The sequence below is a fragment of the Bradyrhizobium sp. I1.14.4 genome (assembly GCF_050435825.1).
Classification (GTDB): Bacteria; Pseudomonadota; Alphaproteobacteria; order Rhizobiales; family Xanthobacteraceae; genus Bradyrhizobium.
In genome coordinates, this window is record NZ_JBNDLA010000009.1 from 175,966 (window position 1) to 189,807 (window position 13,842).

Consider the following 13,842-nt stretch of genomic DNA (forward strand, 5'->3'; position numbering starts at 1 on the left):
TTTCCTCGGCAGCGCCGCGGTGGCGGGGCTGGTGCTTGGCTGCGCCTGGACCGTCTATGCCAACATCTTTGCGGCGAGCGTCTATCCATCAGTCGGCAATGCGTCGTTTGATGCGCCGGTGGTGAAGCGGCCCGTGGCGGTCGCCGCGCGGCCCACTCCCGCGTTCAACGAGGTGTTCGCGTCCTTGACGCCCGCGGCCCCCGCGAAGGCCGGGATCGCGAAGTCGGAAGCACCGGCACCTTCGCCTATGTTTAACGATCGGTTTGCGGCCGCCTCGCCCGAGGGCGTCGCGTCGAGCGTCGTGGCCGACGCCGCATCGCAGATCGACCCGATCAAGCAGGCCGCCGCGCCCAAGGTCGCCGAAGCGGCGAGGGCGGTGGCCACCGCTGAACTCGCCGAGACATCGAAGCCGTTGCCGGCGCCGAAGTCGATCGAGACCGCCAGGAAGCAAGCCGCCGCCAATCTGAAGGTAGCGCTCAACGATCCCTCTGCGACGGTTCAGCCCAAGACGGCGGAGAAGGCAACCGAGGCGAAGCCTCTCGAGGCCAAGCAGGCGACGAAATCCGGTGGCGTCCGCGACATGGCGGCGCGCGCCAAGGCCGCGGTGATGTCGATTGCATCGAGCGAGCGGCAGACCATGGTCGAGAAGCTGTGGGGCAAGCGCGAGTCGAGCGGCGGACTGCTCTCCTTCGCCTCGGCCGACGCCAATGTCACCGGCAGCATCCCGTCGACACTGGACCAGAACCCGATGCTCGGCGGCTCGCCGCCCTATGACCGCCAGACCGCGGTCTACGACATCTCGGCCAGGACCGTGTACCTGCCTGACGGCACCCGCCTCGAGGCGCATTCCGGCCTCGGCTCCAGGCTCGACGATCCCAGGTCCTCGCATCTGAAGATGGTCGGCGTGACGCCGCCGCACATTTACGAGCTCAAGCCGCGCGAGGCGCTGTTCCACGGCGTGCCGGCGCTGCGCCTCAATCCGATCGGCGGCGAGGGCAAGATCTTCAACCGCGACGGCCTGCTCGCGCACACCTTCATGCTCGGCCCGAACGGCGATTCCAACGGCTGCGTCTCGTTCAAGGACTATTACGCGTTCCTCGACGCCTACCGCAACAAGGGCATCCGCCGTCTCGCGGTGCTCGCCAAGATTCAGTAGGCGCTCTTCTTCCGGACGGTTCGCTGCCCCGTTGCGCGGCGCGATTCCAGCTCCATCTGGAACTGAAGGCCATTGTCGCTATACTGCGCTGATCCAGGGCGAGTCCAAGCTCGGCAACGGATCTGGTGCAAAGCGAACATGTCTCCCACGCCGCCTATTGAAACTCCACCGCCCATCGCGACCGAAGCGTTCGTCGATGCCGCCGCGGCCGTTGCCCGTCTCGAAGAGATCTACGAGCGCAACACCGGCTTCCTGCGCAATCGCTTTGAGGCCTATGTCAATGGCGCCGTTGTCACCACGCGGGTGCGCGCGCATTATCCGTTCGTCCGCATCACGACCTCGTCGCATGCCCGGCTCGATTCGCGGCTTGCCTACGGCTTTGTCGCAGGGCCGGGTATCCACGAGACCAGCATCACGCGGCCGGATATTTTCCGGACCTATCTCACCGAGCAGATCGGGCTCCTGATCAAGAACCACGGCGTGGCGGTCGAGATCGGCGAATCCAACGAGCCGATTCCGATCCATTTCGCCTACCGGCGGGACATCAATATCGAGGCGGCGCTGACCATCGCCGACAGTTCGGCGTTCACGCGATCGCTGCGCGACGTCTTCGATACGCCCGATCTCGCCGCGATGGACGACGCGATCGCCGACGGGACGTTCGAACTGACGCCCGGCACGCCCGAGCCGCTGGCTTTGTTCCGCGCCGCGCGGGTCGATTACTCCTTGCGCCGGCTCTATCACTACACGGGCACCGATCCCGAGCATTTCCAGAATTTCGTGATCTTCACGAACTACCAGTTCTACGTCGATGCCTTCGTACAGCTCTCCCAGCAGCGCCTTACCTCGGGCGAGGCTGGCCTCGAGGCCTTCGTGGCGCCTGGCAATGTGATCACGCGCAACGCGCAGCTCGGCGGCGGCACGACGGGGACCGCATTCGAGCGCGTCCCGCAGATGCCGGCGTTTCATCTCGTCGAGCCCGGGTATCGCGGCATCAGCCTGATCAATATCGGGATCGGTCCATCCAATGCGCGCAACATCACCGATCACGTCGCGGTGCTGCGGCCGCATGCCTGGCTGATGATCGGGCATTGCGCAGGTCTCAGGAATACGCAGCGGCTCGGCGACTACGTGCTCGCCCATGGCTATGTCCGCGAGGATCACGTGCTCGATCACGAGCTGCCGCTGTGGGTGCCGATCCCCGCGCTTGCGGAAATGCAGGTCGCACTCGAGGAAGCGGTCGGCGAGGTGACCGGACTCTCCGGCTTCGAGCTCAAGCGGCTGATGCGCACCGGCACGGTCGCCAGCGTCGACAATCGCAATTGGGAGATCAGCGGGCCGCAGGTGATCCGGCGCATGTCGCAATCGCGCTCCATCGCGCTCGACATGGAATCGGCGACGATCGCCGCCAACGGCTATCGCTTCCGCGTGCCCTACGGCACGCTGCTGTGCGTCTCCGACAAGCCGCTGCATGGCGAGATCAAGCTCGCGGGCATGGCGAGCGAATTCTACCGCCAACGTGTCGGCCAGCACCTCGAGATCGGCCTCAGGGCGCTGGAGCGGCTCAAGCAGCAGGAAACCGAGCGGCTGCATTCGCGCAAGCTGCGCAGCTTTGCCGAGGTCGCGTTTCAGTAGCTCCGTGGAACTTTTGGGTTCCGCAGTTCTACGGTCGGACCATGCGCATTTTGCTATTGCGTCCGGCGGCGCATTTGCCTCTAACTTCTCGGAGTACTGCTGCAGAAAATTCCGCCTTACGGTCAAGCGTTTGGAGTTTGTTTTTTGAGAGCGTATCCGAGTGGGTTAGTTGGGTGTCGTTTCACTATGGGTCACCGCCGGTGAATGCTTCCGGCGGCAATGGTAATCGCCTTCTCGCAACACTGCCGGCGGCGGACCTGGATCTGTTGCGTCCCGAGCTCGAGACGGTTGCGCTCGATCAGGATGCGATCCTGGCGCGCGCAGGTGACGAGATCGACTACGTCTTCTTCCCCCATAGCGGGGCGATCACGCTGATGATCGACATGGCAGACGGGCACACAGTTGCGACCGGCGTGGTCGGGCGCGAAGGGGCGGTGGGCAGTCTTTCGGTGCTCGGGTCGTCCCCGTCGGGTATCACCGCAGTCGTTCGTGCTGCGGGCGCCGCCTCGCGAATTTCGGCGCCGCGCTTTCATGCCGCTTTCGGACGCAGTGCCGCGATCCGGCAGGCGATGCAAAAGCACATCAGGTCGATGCTGATCCAGTTCCAGCTCGGCTCCGCCTGCAATGCGCTGCACCCGGTCGAGGCCCGGATGGCGCGCTGGCTGCTCCAGCTTCGCGACCATGTCGACAGCGACGTCCTGCCGCTGACCCAGCAGGCGCTGTCGCAAATCCTAGGCGTGCGACGAACGACGGTGACGCTCTTGATGCGCAATCTGCGCACCCGCGGCGCAATCAGGTCCGATCAACGAGGCCGGATCGAGATCGACAGGTCGCGGCTCTCGGCGGCGGCGTGCGAATGCCATCGCGTCATGCGTCTTGAAGCCGAGGAGATCTTCTCGGACAATAAGGCCCGATCTCGCGCGGCGGCCCTCACCGACAATCCGCGCATCTCCGAAACCGAAACGGACGACGCACTGTGAGCGCGGTTGAGGCGCGATCAGCTTCTCCGTCGCCGATCAAGCCTCTGTGCAGGGGCGGATGCCGTCTCCAGCTTCGCAATTTCGCGCAGCACCTTCGCCGTCTGGCGCAATTCATTGCGCTCCGGTCCAGGCTTCAGCCGTCGCGCCTCGTCGAGAAAGTCCTTGGCCTGCAATAGCCAGGTGGATGTTTCCGTTGCGATCTGCATGCGCGCCATGGTGTCCCTCCATCGCGATCATCAATGGTCGGTGTCGTCGTTCAGGCAGGCGCGCCGGCGGCGCGGCGCCGCACGCGGATGCTTGGCTCCTCCACCCAGGCGTCCCGCGCGAACCAGGCGTGATCAGTGCGGCAGAATGGGCAATGGGTGCGTGAGAAGAATACCGTGCTGCGTCTAAAGCTCTCGCGATCGGTCCGGATGCCGGTGGAAATCGCGTGTCCGGTTTGCGGACATTTGACCATGAGCATGTCCATGTGAGCCTCCCTCGATATTGCTTTTCTGCTCTTGTCAAAAAGCGCCGGCCGGTTGGATTGGGCCTCTGTCGGTGCGGTGACTTGGGGCATCGCGCACCTGCGGCGGTCGACTGAGCATCGGGCAGTGGGGGCTGCGTGCTCGTCGCTGGGCTTGTTCCAACCGGCCGGATCCCTCCTCTGACGAATCCTCGACGTGAATTGATCGCCGCTTTCTAGCCGGCTTGGTGGAAAACCCTGGCGAAGTGCTTCTTGACCGGCTCGCTTGTTTCCGTGGCAAGCTTCTGGCCAAGCGCCCACAGTTCCTTGTTCTGGTCGGATGCCATATCAAAGGCCTTGCGGGCGTGCTCAGTGGACAAGGTCAAGACATCGGTCGCTGACTTGCTGCCGAGCAGGTGGACGAAGAAATCGAGCGCGGAGGCGGCATTGGCGTGTGAGATTTCGAACACCTTGAGCCCGTAGTCTGTCGCGCCTCGCGCGTTGCATGAATACGCTTCGCCCAACGCCTCCGTCATCTGCTTCGACGCGGCCTGCGCGCGGACAAGACCTTGTTCGGCAAGATCGCCGATCGCACCGGGCAGGGCGACCCTCGGGAAATCCAGTAACGGCATTCCGAAGATATTCGTGCCGTTCGTTGTGACTTTCATCTCACTTTCACTCAAGGCGCAGTCCCCTTCTCAAGCGAAGGCCTTCCCCGCAACGCTCGCTCGCGTCACGAGAGCTGACGCTCCGTGTTCGATTCAGATGATGGGTAAGCCGATCCAGTCCCGACGCTACTGTGCGGGATGAAGGCCGGACTGTCGGTTCGGTTTGCGACTCTCGCAAAATATTTTTTTCAAGTTGTCAACTTAAACCAACGTATGTTTGCAGGGGGGCCGTGCATGTCTGTGGATATCGTGGGCAGCAGAAAACTTTTTCCTCAGCGGCAGGTTGTGCCAAGCGGACGCATGAGCTGCGCTGTGGAAGGGGTCAGGGTGGTTTGCCCGTAAGCAAAAACGCCGGCATCGCTGACGGGTCTTGCATTCCTCGCCGGCTCGACGATCCGCGCGGGTGTATTCGGGGTGCACTACCGAGGTTCGTGTCCGCCGCTGCGATCACACCGTCATCGTCTTGCGCATCTGCATCTCGATGCCTACGGCGGCCCTAATGTGCGGCCGGGCCTGCATGCGCGCGAGATAGTCGGCGAGATCGGGCCATTGCGCGAGATCGACACCGGCGTGGCGAAGCAGCATCAGCGCCCAGGCCAGATAGCCGTCCGCGACCGTGAAGCTGTTGCCGACGAGGAATTCGCGGTTTGCGAGGTGCGCCGCGGCGACCGCCACGGTTTGCCCGATCCGTTCGCGCGCGCCGGCCTTCGATGCATCGTCCTTGTACCAGAAGGTCGGAAACAGGAAGCCTTTGTGGATCTCGGTGCCGATGAAGCTCAGCCATTCCTGCAAGCGATAGCGGTCCGGGTCGGCCGGCAGCGGCGCGAGACCGAGCCCGGGCTTCCGATCGGCGATATACTGCAGCACGGCCGCGCTTTCGGTCAGCCGCTCGCCGTTCTCAAGCACAAGTACCGGCACCGCGCCCTTCCGGGACACCGCGCGAAAATCGCTGTCGTCGTCCAGCACCTTCTTGGTCCAGATATGGGCCAGGTGGTAACGCGCCTCGATGCCAGCTTCCATCAACGCGATGCGGCTGGCGAGCGAGCAGGCCATGGGAAAGAAATAGAGCTGCAGCATATTGCATCCTCAGGCGAGAGCGTCGCCGCGCGCGATGATCGCGAAGCGGTCGGACAGCTCGGCGAGCGCGACGTCGTGAATGAGCCTTGCCGCAATCGTGCCGCCGACACCGTCCGGCAGGTCGCGGGTGGCGCAGCTGTCGGCATCAACAGTGGTGCGGAAGCCGAGATCGAGCGCGGCGCGGGCCGTCGAGCTCACGATCTCACCCGCCCGCGGCTCCAGCGGTGCGACGATCGCGCCACGCTCGGCGGTGCGATCAAACAGGCTTCCCGGCTGTCCCTTGTGCGCGATGTGGATGATCGCGGCGCCGCTTTCCCGCGCGCGCACGAGCAATGCGGTTGCGCGCGCAATCGCGGGATTGGCGTCGGGCAAAGCCAGGGGACCCGCGAGATATTCGTTCTGGATATCGATCAGCACCAGGCAGGCCTCGCCGAGGCGGGGCGGGGTGAGGTCGATACCGGCAAGCTGCATCAAGGTTTTAGCTGCGGTCATGGTCCTGAGATCTCCAGCGGACGGGTCGCCGAAATATAGCCGCGGACCTGCCTGCTGTTATGCAGGGATATTGCAGCCGGTGGCTGCGTTATTGCAGGAAGGCCAGGCACGATGTAGCCTGCGGCCATGAATTGGGACGACCTTCGCATCATCGCGGCCGTCAGGGACGAGGGCACCTATGCCGGCGCCAGCGCGCGGCTGCGCATCGACGAGACCACTGTCGGACGCAGGCTGGCGCGGATCGAGCGCGCGCTCGGCCTGCGCCTGTTCGAGGCCGCCGACGGCGTCCGCAGGCCGACCCGGCAGTGCGATGTGGTGCTGGCGCATGTCCAGGCAATGGCTGCGCATGCCGAGGAGATCGGCCGGATCGGCGAAAGCCTGCCTGGGCCAGTCGGCCGGCTGCGCATCGCTTCCACCAATGCGATCGCGGAGGAGGTGCTGGCGCCGCGCGCAAGTGAATTGCTGCGCGCCCATCCAGGGCTGACGCTGCAATTCCTGACCTCGAGCGAGAACGTAAAATTCTCGCGCTGGGAGGCCGATCTCGCGATCCGCCTGCGCAAGCCCGACAAGGGCGACTTCGCGATCTCGAAACTCGCCGAAGTCCGGCTGTATTTCTTCGAGCCGGTCGCGACAACAACGGGAGAAGCGGTGACGTGCGCCTATCCGGATGAGCTCGGAGGAATTCCGGAAATGCAGTTCCTGCGCGCAAGGCGACTTCGCGCACGCTGTGTGACCGACAATGTCCGTATCATCCGCAGGCTCATCCAGTCGCATCACGCGGCCGGCGTGCTGCCGGAGCATAGTTGCGTGGATCTGCTGGCCGACCGCCGTCTGCGCGCCACGCTATTGCCGAAGCGACGTGACGTCTGGCTCCTGGTGCAAAGCCATCTCACGCGCGACGCGGCGACGCGCATCACCATCGAGTGGCTGCGTGCCTGCTTTCAGGATGTCGCGCACAGCGGGTAGTGGAAGCAGGGTGTCGATTTGCTTTCATTCCGGGCTCACGCTTCGCGTGCCCCGGAATGACGAAACCCCAAAAGCAAAAACCCCGGCATTGCTGCCGGGGTTTTGCATTTCGTGAATTGCCCGAGTGGCTGGACTTAGAAGTCCATGCCGCCCATGCCGCCGCCCGGAGGCATCGCGGGGCCGCCGGCGTTCTTCTTCGGCAGCTCGGCAACCATCGCTTCCGTGGTGATCAGCAGCGCGGCAACCGAGGCAGCGTTCTGGATCGCAGTACGGACGACCTTGGTCGGGTCGATGATGCCCTTCTTGACGAGGTCGGCATAGTCGCCGGTCTGGGAGTCGAAGCCGTAGTTATAGGCCTTGTTCTCCAGGATCTTGCCGACGATGACCGAACCGTCTTCACCGGCGTTGATCGCGATCTGGCGGGCGGGAGACGACAGCGCCTTGCGCACGATCTCGACGCCGGTCTTCTGGTCGTCGTTCTTGGTGCGCAGGCCCTTGAGCTGCTCGGAAGCACGGAGCAGGGCGACGCCGCCGCCCGGAACAATGCCTTCCTCGACAGCCGCGCGGGTCGCATGCATCGCGTCATCAACGCGATCCTTGCGCTCCTTCACCTCGACCTCGGTCGCGCCGCCGACGCGGATCACCGCGACGCCGCCTGCGAGCTTGGCGAGACGCTCCTGCAGCTTCTCACGGTCGTAGTCCGAGGTGGTCTCCTCGATCTGCGCCTTGATCTGGGCAACGCGGGCGTCGATGTCGGACTTCTTGCCGGCGCCGTTGACGATCGTGGTGTTTTCCTTGTCGATCATCACCTTCTTGGCGCGGCCGAGCATCTGCAGCGTGACGTTCTCGAGCTTGATGCCGAGGTCTTCCGAGATGGCCTGGCCGCCGGTCAGGATCGCGATGTCCTGCAGCATGGCCTTGCGGCGATCGCCGAAGCCCGGAGCCTTGACGGCCGCGACCTTCAGGCCGCCACGCAGGCGGTTGACGACGAGGGTGGCGAGGGCTTCGCCTTCGACGTCCTCAGCGACGATGACCAGCGGCTTGCCGGTCTGCACCACGGCCTCGAGCAGCGGCAGCAGCTCGTTCAGCGAGGAGAGCTTCTTCTCGTTGATCAGGATGTAGGCGTCGTCCATCTCAACGCGCATCTTGTCGGCGTTGGTGACGAAGTAGGGCGAGATGTAGCCGCGGTCGAACTGCATGCCCTCGACGACGTCGAGCTCGGTCTCGAGCGACTTGGCTTCCTCGACCGTGATCACGCCCTCGTTGCCGACCTTCTTCATGGCGTCGGCGAGGAACTTGCCGATCTCGGCATCGCCGTTGGCCGAAATGGTGCCGACCTGGGCGATCTCCTCGTTCGAGGTGACCTTCTTCGAGTTCTTCTGGAGGTCCGCAACGACGGCTTCGACCGCGAGGTCGATACCGCGCTTCAGGTCCATCGGGTTCATGCCGGCGGCAACCGACTTGGCGCCTTCACGCACGATCGCCTGGGCGAGCACGGTGGCGGTGGTGGTACCGTCGCCGGCCGCGTCAGCGGACTTGGAGGCGACTTCGCGCACCATCTGCGCGCCCATGTTCTCGAACTTGTCCTCGAGCTCGATCTCCTTGGCGACGGTGACGCCGTCCTTGGTGATGCGGGGAGCGCCGAACGACTTCTCGAGCACGACGTTGCGGCCCTTCGGGCCGAGCGTGACCTTCACCGCATTGGCGAGGATGTCGACGCCGCGCAGCATCTTGTCGCGCGCATCGACGGAGAATTTGACTTCTTTAGCTGCCATCTGAATTTTTCCTTGGAATGGTTTTACCCTGGAGGAATCTTGGGAAGGAGGAGGCGCTTAGGCTGCCTTCTTCTTGGAAGCGGGGACGTCGAGCACGCCCATGATGTCGCTTTCCTTCATGATCAGCAGGTCTTCACTGTCGATCTTGACCTCGGTGCCGGACCACTTGCCGAACAGGACGCGGTCGCCGACCTTGATGTCGATGGGGATCAGCTTGCCAGCTTCGTCGCGGCCACCCGGGCCGACGGCGATGACTTCGCCCTGCGAGGGCTTTTCCTTGGCACTGTCCGGAATGATGATGCCGCCAGCGGTCTTCTCTTCGGCGTCGATACGCTTGACCACGACGCGGTCGTGAAGCGGACGGAATTTCATGCAGTCCTCCTAAACGTTTGTAGATGCTGTAGATTTTTGGAGTGTTAGCAGTCCAGTCCAGCGAGTGCCAGACGGGCTGCGCAGGAGATAGGCCAAGCCGTGGCGGCGGGCAAGTGCCTCTAGCAGAAAAATTGGCACTCGTGGGTGTCGCCTGCCACGATCATTTCGGCATCCTTAATGCCGCCCGCAGGCCCGCCAAGGCTATTAGCAGATGCGGTAAGCTGCTGCCAACGCAAGAAATTTCAACAACCTATTAAACATTTAGGCTTGAGATGGGTTAGTCGCGTGCGTCACATTTCTCTCATGTGAGCGCATCCATTGCCGGTGGTCCGGCGGGGGTCGGCCGCCTTGTGAATGCGCTCCGTCACAGGAGGTTGGCATGGTCTCGCGAGTTGGTGGGGTTGTTTCCGACGATTTCCGGAAGCAGTTGCTGGGGTATGGACTGACGACGGCGCAAATCCTCTATCGGATGCCGGACCATCCCTCGTTGCTGCAAACCTATGTCTGGCAGAACTACGACCTGTTTCCGAAATTTCCGGCGCTGCAGGATTTCCTCGCCTTCTGGCAGCAGAAGCTCGAGGGCCCGCTGTTTTCGGTGACGGTGGCGCATTCCAAGCTGGTGAAGCCGGCCGAGTTGCGCGCCGTCGAAGGCGTGTTCCGGCTGCATTGATCCGCAAAGGGGGCGGGGCGTCGCCTGCGCCTTTGCCCACCTCGCGCGGCGCGACTTGTGTTAGCCTTCGCCCGTCACAAAAAGACGGGAGGCGAACAATGGCCAAGAAGACGGCATCGAGATCCGCAGCCAAGACCGCGGTGAAGAAGAAATGGTCGGGGCTTGGCGCCGGCGCCAAGAAATCTTCCGCGCGCAAGACCATCAAGTCCAAGGGCCGCGTCACCGCCGCGAAGAAGGGCGCGCCGAAGACTGCAACGAAGGCTCGGCCGAAGCAGCGCGTCGCGATCAGCCATCACCGCGAAGAGGATTTCAAGGCCGACGGGCTGCGCACCTACGCCAAGTACCGCGACCTCGGCATCGCCGCCGCCTCGCATGGCCTCGCGCAGGCGCATGTGATCCGGCTGCAGGGGCCGTGCAATCCGGACGAGGTGTCGAAGCTGCACTTCCACGACGTCGACTTCCAGATGGTCTATGTGCTCAAGGGCTGGGTGAAGACCTACATGGAAGGCGAGGGCGAGACGCTGATGAAAGAGGGCAGCGCCTGGACCCAGCCACCGCGCATCCGGCACATGATCCTGGACTACTCCGACGACGTCGAGCTGCTGGAGGTGATCCTGCCGGCCGAGTTCAAGACGGTGGAGTTGAAGGCGTAAGCCTTTCTCCAGTCGTCATGGCGGGGCTTTGACCCGGCCATCCATCTTGCTTCGCAAGACTCTTTCCAGGTTGATGGATGCCCGGGTCAAGCCCGGGCATGACAATTTTGTAGGTGGCGGCCAACGGTTTCGCAGTCCGGGCGGAGCGAAGCGAAATCCGGGACTCACGCGCACCGTCACGAGGGCCCCGGATTGCGCTGCGCTTCATCCGATCTACGGCTGCGTCAGCACCCCCACGATCGCGCCCATCAGGCACGTCGTCAGCGTGCCCGATACAATCGACTTCAGCCCGAGCGCGTTGATCTCGTCGCGCCGTTCGGGCGCCATGATGCCGAGGCCGCCGATCATGATGCCGAGGCTCGCGAAGTTGGCAAAACCGCACATCGCGTAGAGCATGATCAGCCGCGAGCGCGGATCGAGCGCGTCGGGGCCGAGTTTCGACAGGTCGACATAGGCAATCAGCTCGTTCAGCACGGTCTTGGTGCCCATCAGGCTTCCGGCCGTGATCGCCTGCGGCCACGGCAGGCCCATCAGCCAGCACACCGGCGCCATCACGTAACCGAGCAGGCGCTGCAGCGAGATCCTGGCGCCGCCGATCTCCGGCAGCAGGCCGATGATCGCGTTCGCGAGATAGACTAGCGCGACCAGCACCAGCAGCATCGCGATGATGTTCATCAGGAGCTCGAGCCCGGCGGCCGTGCCCTTCACGATGGCGTCCATCGTCGACGACACCTGAATGTCGGGATTGTCGAGCGATCCGCCGGTTCGCTTGCCGGACGTCTCCGGCACCATGATCAGGCTAACCAAAATGGCGGCCGGCGCGCCGAGCACCGAGGCGATGACGAAATGCGCGGCGGCATCGGGGATCAGCGGCGCGAGCAGCGTGGCGTACAGCACCAGCACGGTGCCGGCGATCCCGGCCATGCCGCCGGTCATCACCAGAAACAATTCGCTGCGGCTGAGCTGCGCGAGATAGGGGCGGATGAAGAGCGGCGCTTCCACCATGCCGAGGAAGATATTGGCCGCGGTCGAGAGCCCGACCGCGCCGCCGACACCGAGCGTGCGCTCCAGCAGCCAGGCCATGCCGCGCACCACCGGCGGCAGCACGCGCCAATAGAACAGCAGCGTCGTCAGCACGCTCATGACCAGCACGATCGGCAGCGCCTGGAAGGCGAGGATGAAGTCCGAGCCCGGCGCCTTGGGATCGAATGGCGCCGGGCCGCCGCCGACATAGCCGAACACGAAGGCGGTGCCGGCGCGCGTCGCGGCCGCGATGGTGCCGACGGCATCGTTGATCGCGCCGAAGGCCTGCGTCACCAGCGGCACCTTGATCAGCACCAGCGCGGTCACGATCGTGACGACGAGCCCGATCGCCGCCTGGCGCAGCGACACCATCAAGCGATTCTCGCTCAGCGCCCAGGCGATTACGAGCAACGCCACCACGCCGAACGCCGATTGCAACTGCAGCATCACGCCCCCAAGAACCCGCACGGGATTATGGGCAGGGGCCTCGCGCAGCGCAATGCTGTTGCGCGTTCATCCCGAATCCATTGACAAGTTGCAGGGGCTCAGTCACGCAATCATGCATGTCCTCCGCCACGCCGGCCGGCGCCCGCGATCTGCTCGGCCACAGACCGTTCCTGTTCTTCTTGTCGTCGCGCAGCCTGTCGCGCTTCTCCAGCCAGATCGGCGCGGTGGCGATCGGCTGGCAGATCTATGATCTGACCGGCAGCGCGTTCGACCTCGGCATGGTCGGACTGGTGCAGTTTCTGCCGACGGCGCTGCTGGTGTTCGTTGCCGGTCACGCCGCCGACCGCTTCGAGCGCAAGCGCGTGGTCCAGGCCTGCCAGCTTGCGGAAGCGCTGACCGCATTGTTTCTCGCCGGAAGCACATTTGCCGGCACCATCTCCGAGATCCAGATCTTCGCTGCGACCTTCGTGCTCGGAATCGCCGGCGCGTTCGAGAGCCCGGCGACCGCCGCGCTGTTGCCGCTGATCGCACCACAGGGCTCGCTGCAGCGGGCGACCGCGATCTCGAGTGGTGCGGCGCAGGTCGCGACCATCACCGGCCCCGCGCTCGGCGGCTTCGCCTATGCGATGATGCCGAGCGCGCCCTATGCGGTGATGATGGTGTTCTGGCTGTTCGGCGCGGCCCTGACCGGCGGCATCGGCCGGCTGCGGCAGGCGCCAGCGAATGGCGCGTCGTCGGACGATCTGTTTGCCGGCGTCACTTTCGTTCGCCGCAATCCGGCGATCCTCGGCACCATCTCGCTCGACTTGTTCGCGGTGCTGTTCGGTGGTGTCACGGCGCTGCTGCCGATCTATGCGCGCGACATCCTGATGACCGGTCCGCTCGGTCTCGGCATCCTGCGTGCTGCGCCGGCGGTGGGCGCGCTACTGATGACGATGGTGCTGGCACGGCATACCATCAACCGCCGCGTCGGCATGCGCATGTTCCAGGCGGTGATCGTGTTCGGCGTGGCGACGGTGGTGTTCGCGCTGTCGCACTGGATGTGGCTGTCGGCGCTGGCGCTGGCGGTGCTCGGCGCCGCCGACACGATCAGTGTCGTGATCCGCTTCTCGCTGGTGCAGCTTGCCACGCCCGACGAGATGCGAGGCCGCGTCGGCGCGGTCAATTTCCTGTTTATCAATGCGTCGAACCAGCTCGGCCAGTTCGAGAGCGGCGTCACCGCCGCGCTGCTCGGCGCGGTGCCGTCGGCCGTGCTCGGCGGCGTCGCCACGGTTGCGGTCGCGCTGCTCTGGATGAAGCTGTTCCCGACGCTGCGGGACGTCGAGAAGCTGGAGTAGGGCGACGCTTCCACCCACCGTCATTGCGAGGAGCGAAGCAACGAAATTGCAAAACAATTTGCGCTGAAGCGACGACTTGTTCGCCGACGGCTTGGCGAAGGCGGAAGCAACCCTGCTTTCTCCGTAAGGATGGATGGATTGCTTCG

15 protein-coding genes are annotated in these 13,842 nt (G+C 64.2%); 7 read left to right on the plus strand and 8 right to left on the minus strand.

What is annotated here, in order from left to right; translation table 11 throughout:
- The first annotated feature begins 19 nt into the window (after positions 1-19).
- From ABIB78_RS20275 to ABIB78_RS20285, 3 genes are all read left to right on the plus strand, one after another.
- Complete coding sequence (locus ABIB78_RS20275) at positions 20-1,156, plus strand: tlde1 domain-containing protein (protein ID WP_429027764.1); 1,137 nt, start codon at positions 20-22, stop codon at positions 1,154-1,156.
- A gap of 138 nt (positions 1,157-1,294) precedes the next feature.
- The gene (locus ABIB78_RS20280) at positions 1,295-2,791 is read left to right on the plus strand and encodes an AMP nucleosidase (RefSeq protein ID WP_429027766.1); all 1,497 of its coding nucleotides are present in this window, start codon (positions 1,295-1,297) and stop codon (positions 2,789-2,791) included.
- A gap of 242 nt (positions 2,792-3,033) precedes the next feature.
- Positions 3,034-3,771 (plus strand): Crp/Fnr family transcriptional regulator, encoded by a 738-nt coding sequence (locus tag ABIB78_RS20285; RefSeq protein ID WP_429027985.1) that lies wholly within the window; start codon positions 3,034-3,036, stop codon positions 3,769-3,771.
- Positions 3,772-3,788: 17 nt separating this feature from the next.
- Here ABIB78_RS20285 and ABIB78_RS20290 read toward each other — a convergent pair whose 3' ends face one another.
- The 5 genes from ABIB78_RS20290 to ABIB78_RS20310 all read right to left on the minus strand — a co-directional run bounded on the left by ABIB78_RS20290 (position 3,789) and on the right by ABIB78_RS20310 (position 6,453).
- Complete coding sequence (locus tag ABIB78_RS20290) at positions 3,789-3,986, minus strand: hypothetical protein (RefSeq protein WP_429027769.1); 198 nt, start codon at positions 3,984-3,986, stop codon at positions 3,789-3,791.
- A gap of 41 nt (positions 3,987-4,027) precedes the next feature.
- Positions 4,028-4,240 (minus strand): hypothetical protein, encoded by a 213-nt coding sequence (locus ABIB78_RS20295; protein WP_429027772.1) that lies wholly within the window; start codon positions 4,238-4,240, stop codon positions 4,028-4,030.
- 212 nt (positions 4,241-4,452) lie between these two features.
- Positions 4,453-4,884 carry a phasin family protein gene (locus ABIB78_RS20300; protein ID WP_429027774.1) on the minus strand — a complete coding sequence of 144 codons (432 nt, stop codon included), beginning with the start codon at positions 4,882-4,884 and terminating at the stop codon, positions 4,453-4,455.
- Positions 4,885-5,331: 447 nt separating this feature from the next.
- A complete protein-coding gene (locus ABIB78_RS20305) occupies positions 5,332-5,961 on the minus strand; it encodes a glutathione binding-like protein (RefSeq protein WP_429027775.1) in 630 nt (209 codons plus the stop codon).
- A 9-nt stretch (positions 5,962-5,970) separates the two neighbouring features.
- Positions 5,971-6,453: an isochorismatase family protein gene (locus ABIB78_RS20310; RefSeq protein WP_429027778.1), complete on the minus strand. Its 483-nt coding sequence runs from the start codon at positions 6,451-6,453 to the stop codon at positions 5,971-5,973.
- 126 nt (positions 6,454-6,579) lie between these two features.
- On the opposite strand from ABIB78_RS20310, the gene ABIB78_RS20315 reads away from it, so the two are divergent.
- A complete protein-coding gene (locus tag ABIB78_RS20315) occupies positions 6,580-7,419 on the plus strand; it encodes a LysR family transcriptional regulator (RefSeq protein ID WP_429027780.1) in 840 nt (279 codons plus the stop codon).
- Positions 7,420-7,553: 134 nt separating this feature from the next.
- Here the strand turns inward: ABIB78_RS20315 and groL are convergent, their stop codons facing one another.
- A complete protein-coding gene (gene groL, locus ABIB78_RS20320) occupies positions 7,554-9,194 on the minus strand; it encodes a chaperonin GroEL (protein ID WP_429027783.1) in 1,641 nt (546 codons plus the stop codon).
- 57 nt (positions 9,195-9,251) lie between these two features.
- A complete protein-coding gene (locus tag ABIB78_RS20325) occupies positions 9,252-9,566 on the minus strand; it encodes a co-chaperone GroES (RefSeq protein WP_176530387.1) in 315 nt (104 codons plus the stop codon).
- A 379-nt stretch (positions 9,567-9,945) separates the two neighbouring features.
- On the opposite strand from ABIB78_RS20325, the gene ABIB78_RS20330 reads away from it, so the two are divergent.
- Positions 9,946-10,236: an usg protein gene (locus ABIB78_RS20330; RefSeq protein WP_429027785.1), complete on the plus strand. Its 291-nt coding sequence runs from the start codon at positions 9,946-9,948 to the stop codon at positions 10,234-10,236.
- Positions 10,237-10,334: 98 nt separating this feature from the next.
- Positions 10,335-10,889 (plus strand): cupin domain-containing protein, encoded by a 555-nt coding sequence (locus ABIB78_RS20335; RefSeq protein WP_429027787.1) that lies wholly within the window; start codon positions 10,335-10,337, stop codon positions 10,887-10,889.
- A gap of 213 nt (positions 10,890-11,102) precedes the next feature.
- Here ABIB78_RS20335 and ABIB78_RS20340 read toward each other — a convergent pair whose 3' ends face one another.
- The gene (locus ABIB78_RS20340; protein WP_429027789.1) at positions 11,103-12,359 is read right to left on the minus strand and encodes a NupC/NupG family nucleoside CNT transporter; all 1,257 of its coding nucleotides are present in this window, start codon (positions 12,357-12,359) and stop codon (positions 11,103-11,105) included.
- A 116-nt stretch (positions 12,360-12,475) separates the two neighbouring features.
- On the opposite strand from ABIB78_RS20340, the gene ABIB78_RS20345 reads away from it, so the two are divergent.
- A complete protein-coding gene (locus ABIB78_RS20345) occupies positions 12,476-13,696 on the plus strand; it encodes an MFS transporter (protein ID WP_429027792.1) in 1,221 nt (406 codons plus the stop codon).
- Positions 13,697-13,842: the final 146 nt, after the last annotated feature.

What these genes read in the sequence shown, in the direction of transcription:
- ABIB78_RS20310 (WP_429027778.1), bottom strand. Translation starts at nt 6,453, where the DNA reads ATGACCGCAGCTAAAACCTTGATGCAGCTTGCCGGTATCGACCTCACC.
- ABIB78_RS20300 (WP_429027774.1), bottom strand. Translation starts at nt 4,884, where the DNA reads ATGAAAGTCACAACGAACGGCACGAATATCTTCGGAATGCCGTTACTG.
- ABIB78_RS20290 (WP_429027769.1), bottom strand. Translation starts at nt 3,986, where the DNA reads ATGGCGCGCATGCAGATCGCAACGGAAACATCCACCTGGCTATTGCAG.
- ABIB78_RS20280 (WP_429027766.1), top strand. Translation starts at nt 1,295, where the DNA reads ATGTCTCCCACGCCGCCTATTGAAACTCCACCGCCCATCGCGACCGAA.
- ABIB78_RS20305 (WP_429027775.1), bottom strand. Translation starts at nt 5,961, where the DNA reads ATGCTGCAGCTCTATTTCTTTCCCATGGCCTGCTCGCTCGCCAGCCGC.
- ABIB78_RS20335 (WP_429027787.1), top strand. Translation starts at nt 10,335, where the DNA reads ATGGCCAAGAAGACGGCATCGAGATCCGCAGCCAAGACCGCGGTGAAG.
- ABIB78_RS20325 (WP_176530387.1), bottom strand. Translation starts at nt 9,566, where the DNA reads ATGAAATTCCGTCCGCTTCACGACCGCGTCGTGGTCAAGCGTATCGAC.
- ABIB78_RS20330 (WP_429027785.1), top strand. Translation starts at nt 9,946, where the DNA reads ATGGTCTCGCGAGTTGGTGGGGTTGTTTCCGACGATTTCCGGAAGCAG.
- ABIB78_RS20345 (WP_429027792.1), top strand. Translation starts at nt 12,476, where the DNA reads ATGTCCTCCGCCACGCCGGCCGGCGCCCGCGATCTGCTCGGCCACAGA.
- groL (WP_429027783.1), bottom strand. Translation starts at nt 9,194, where the DNA reads ATGGCAGCTAAAGAAGTCAAATTCTCCGTCGATGCGCGCGACAAGATG.
- ABIB78_RS20340 (WP_429027789.1), bottom strand. Translation starts at nt 12,359, where the DNA reads ATGCTGCAGTTGCAATCGGCGTTCGGCGTGGTGGCGTTGCTCGTAATC.
- ABIB78_RS20295 (WP_429027772.1), bottom strand. Translation starts at nt 4,240, where the DNA reads ATGGACATGCTCATGGTCAAATGTCCGCAAACCGGACACGCGATTTCC.
- ABIB78_RS20315 (WP_429027780.1), top strand. Translation starts at nt 6,580, where the DNA reads ATGAATTGGGACGACCTTCGCATCATCGCGGCCGTCAGGGACGAGGGC.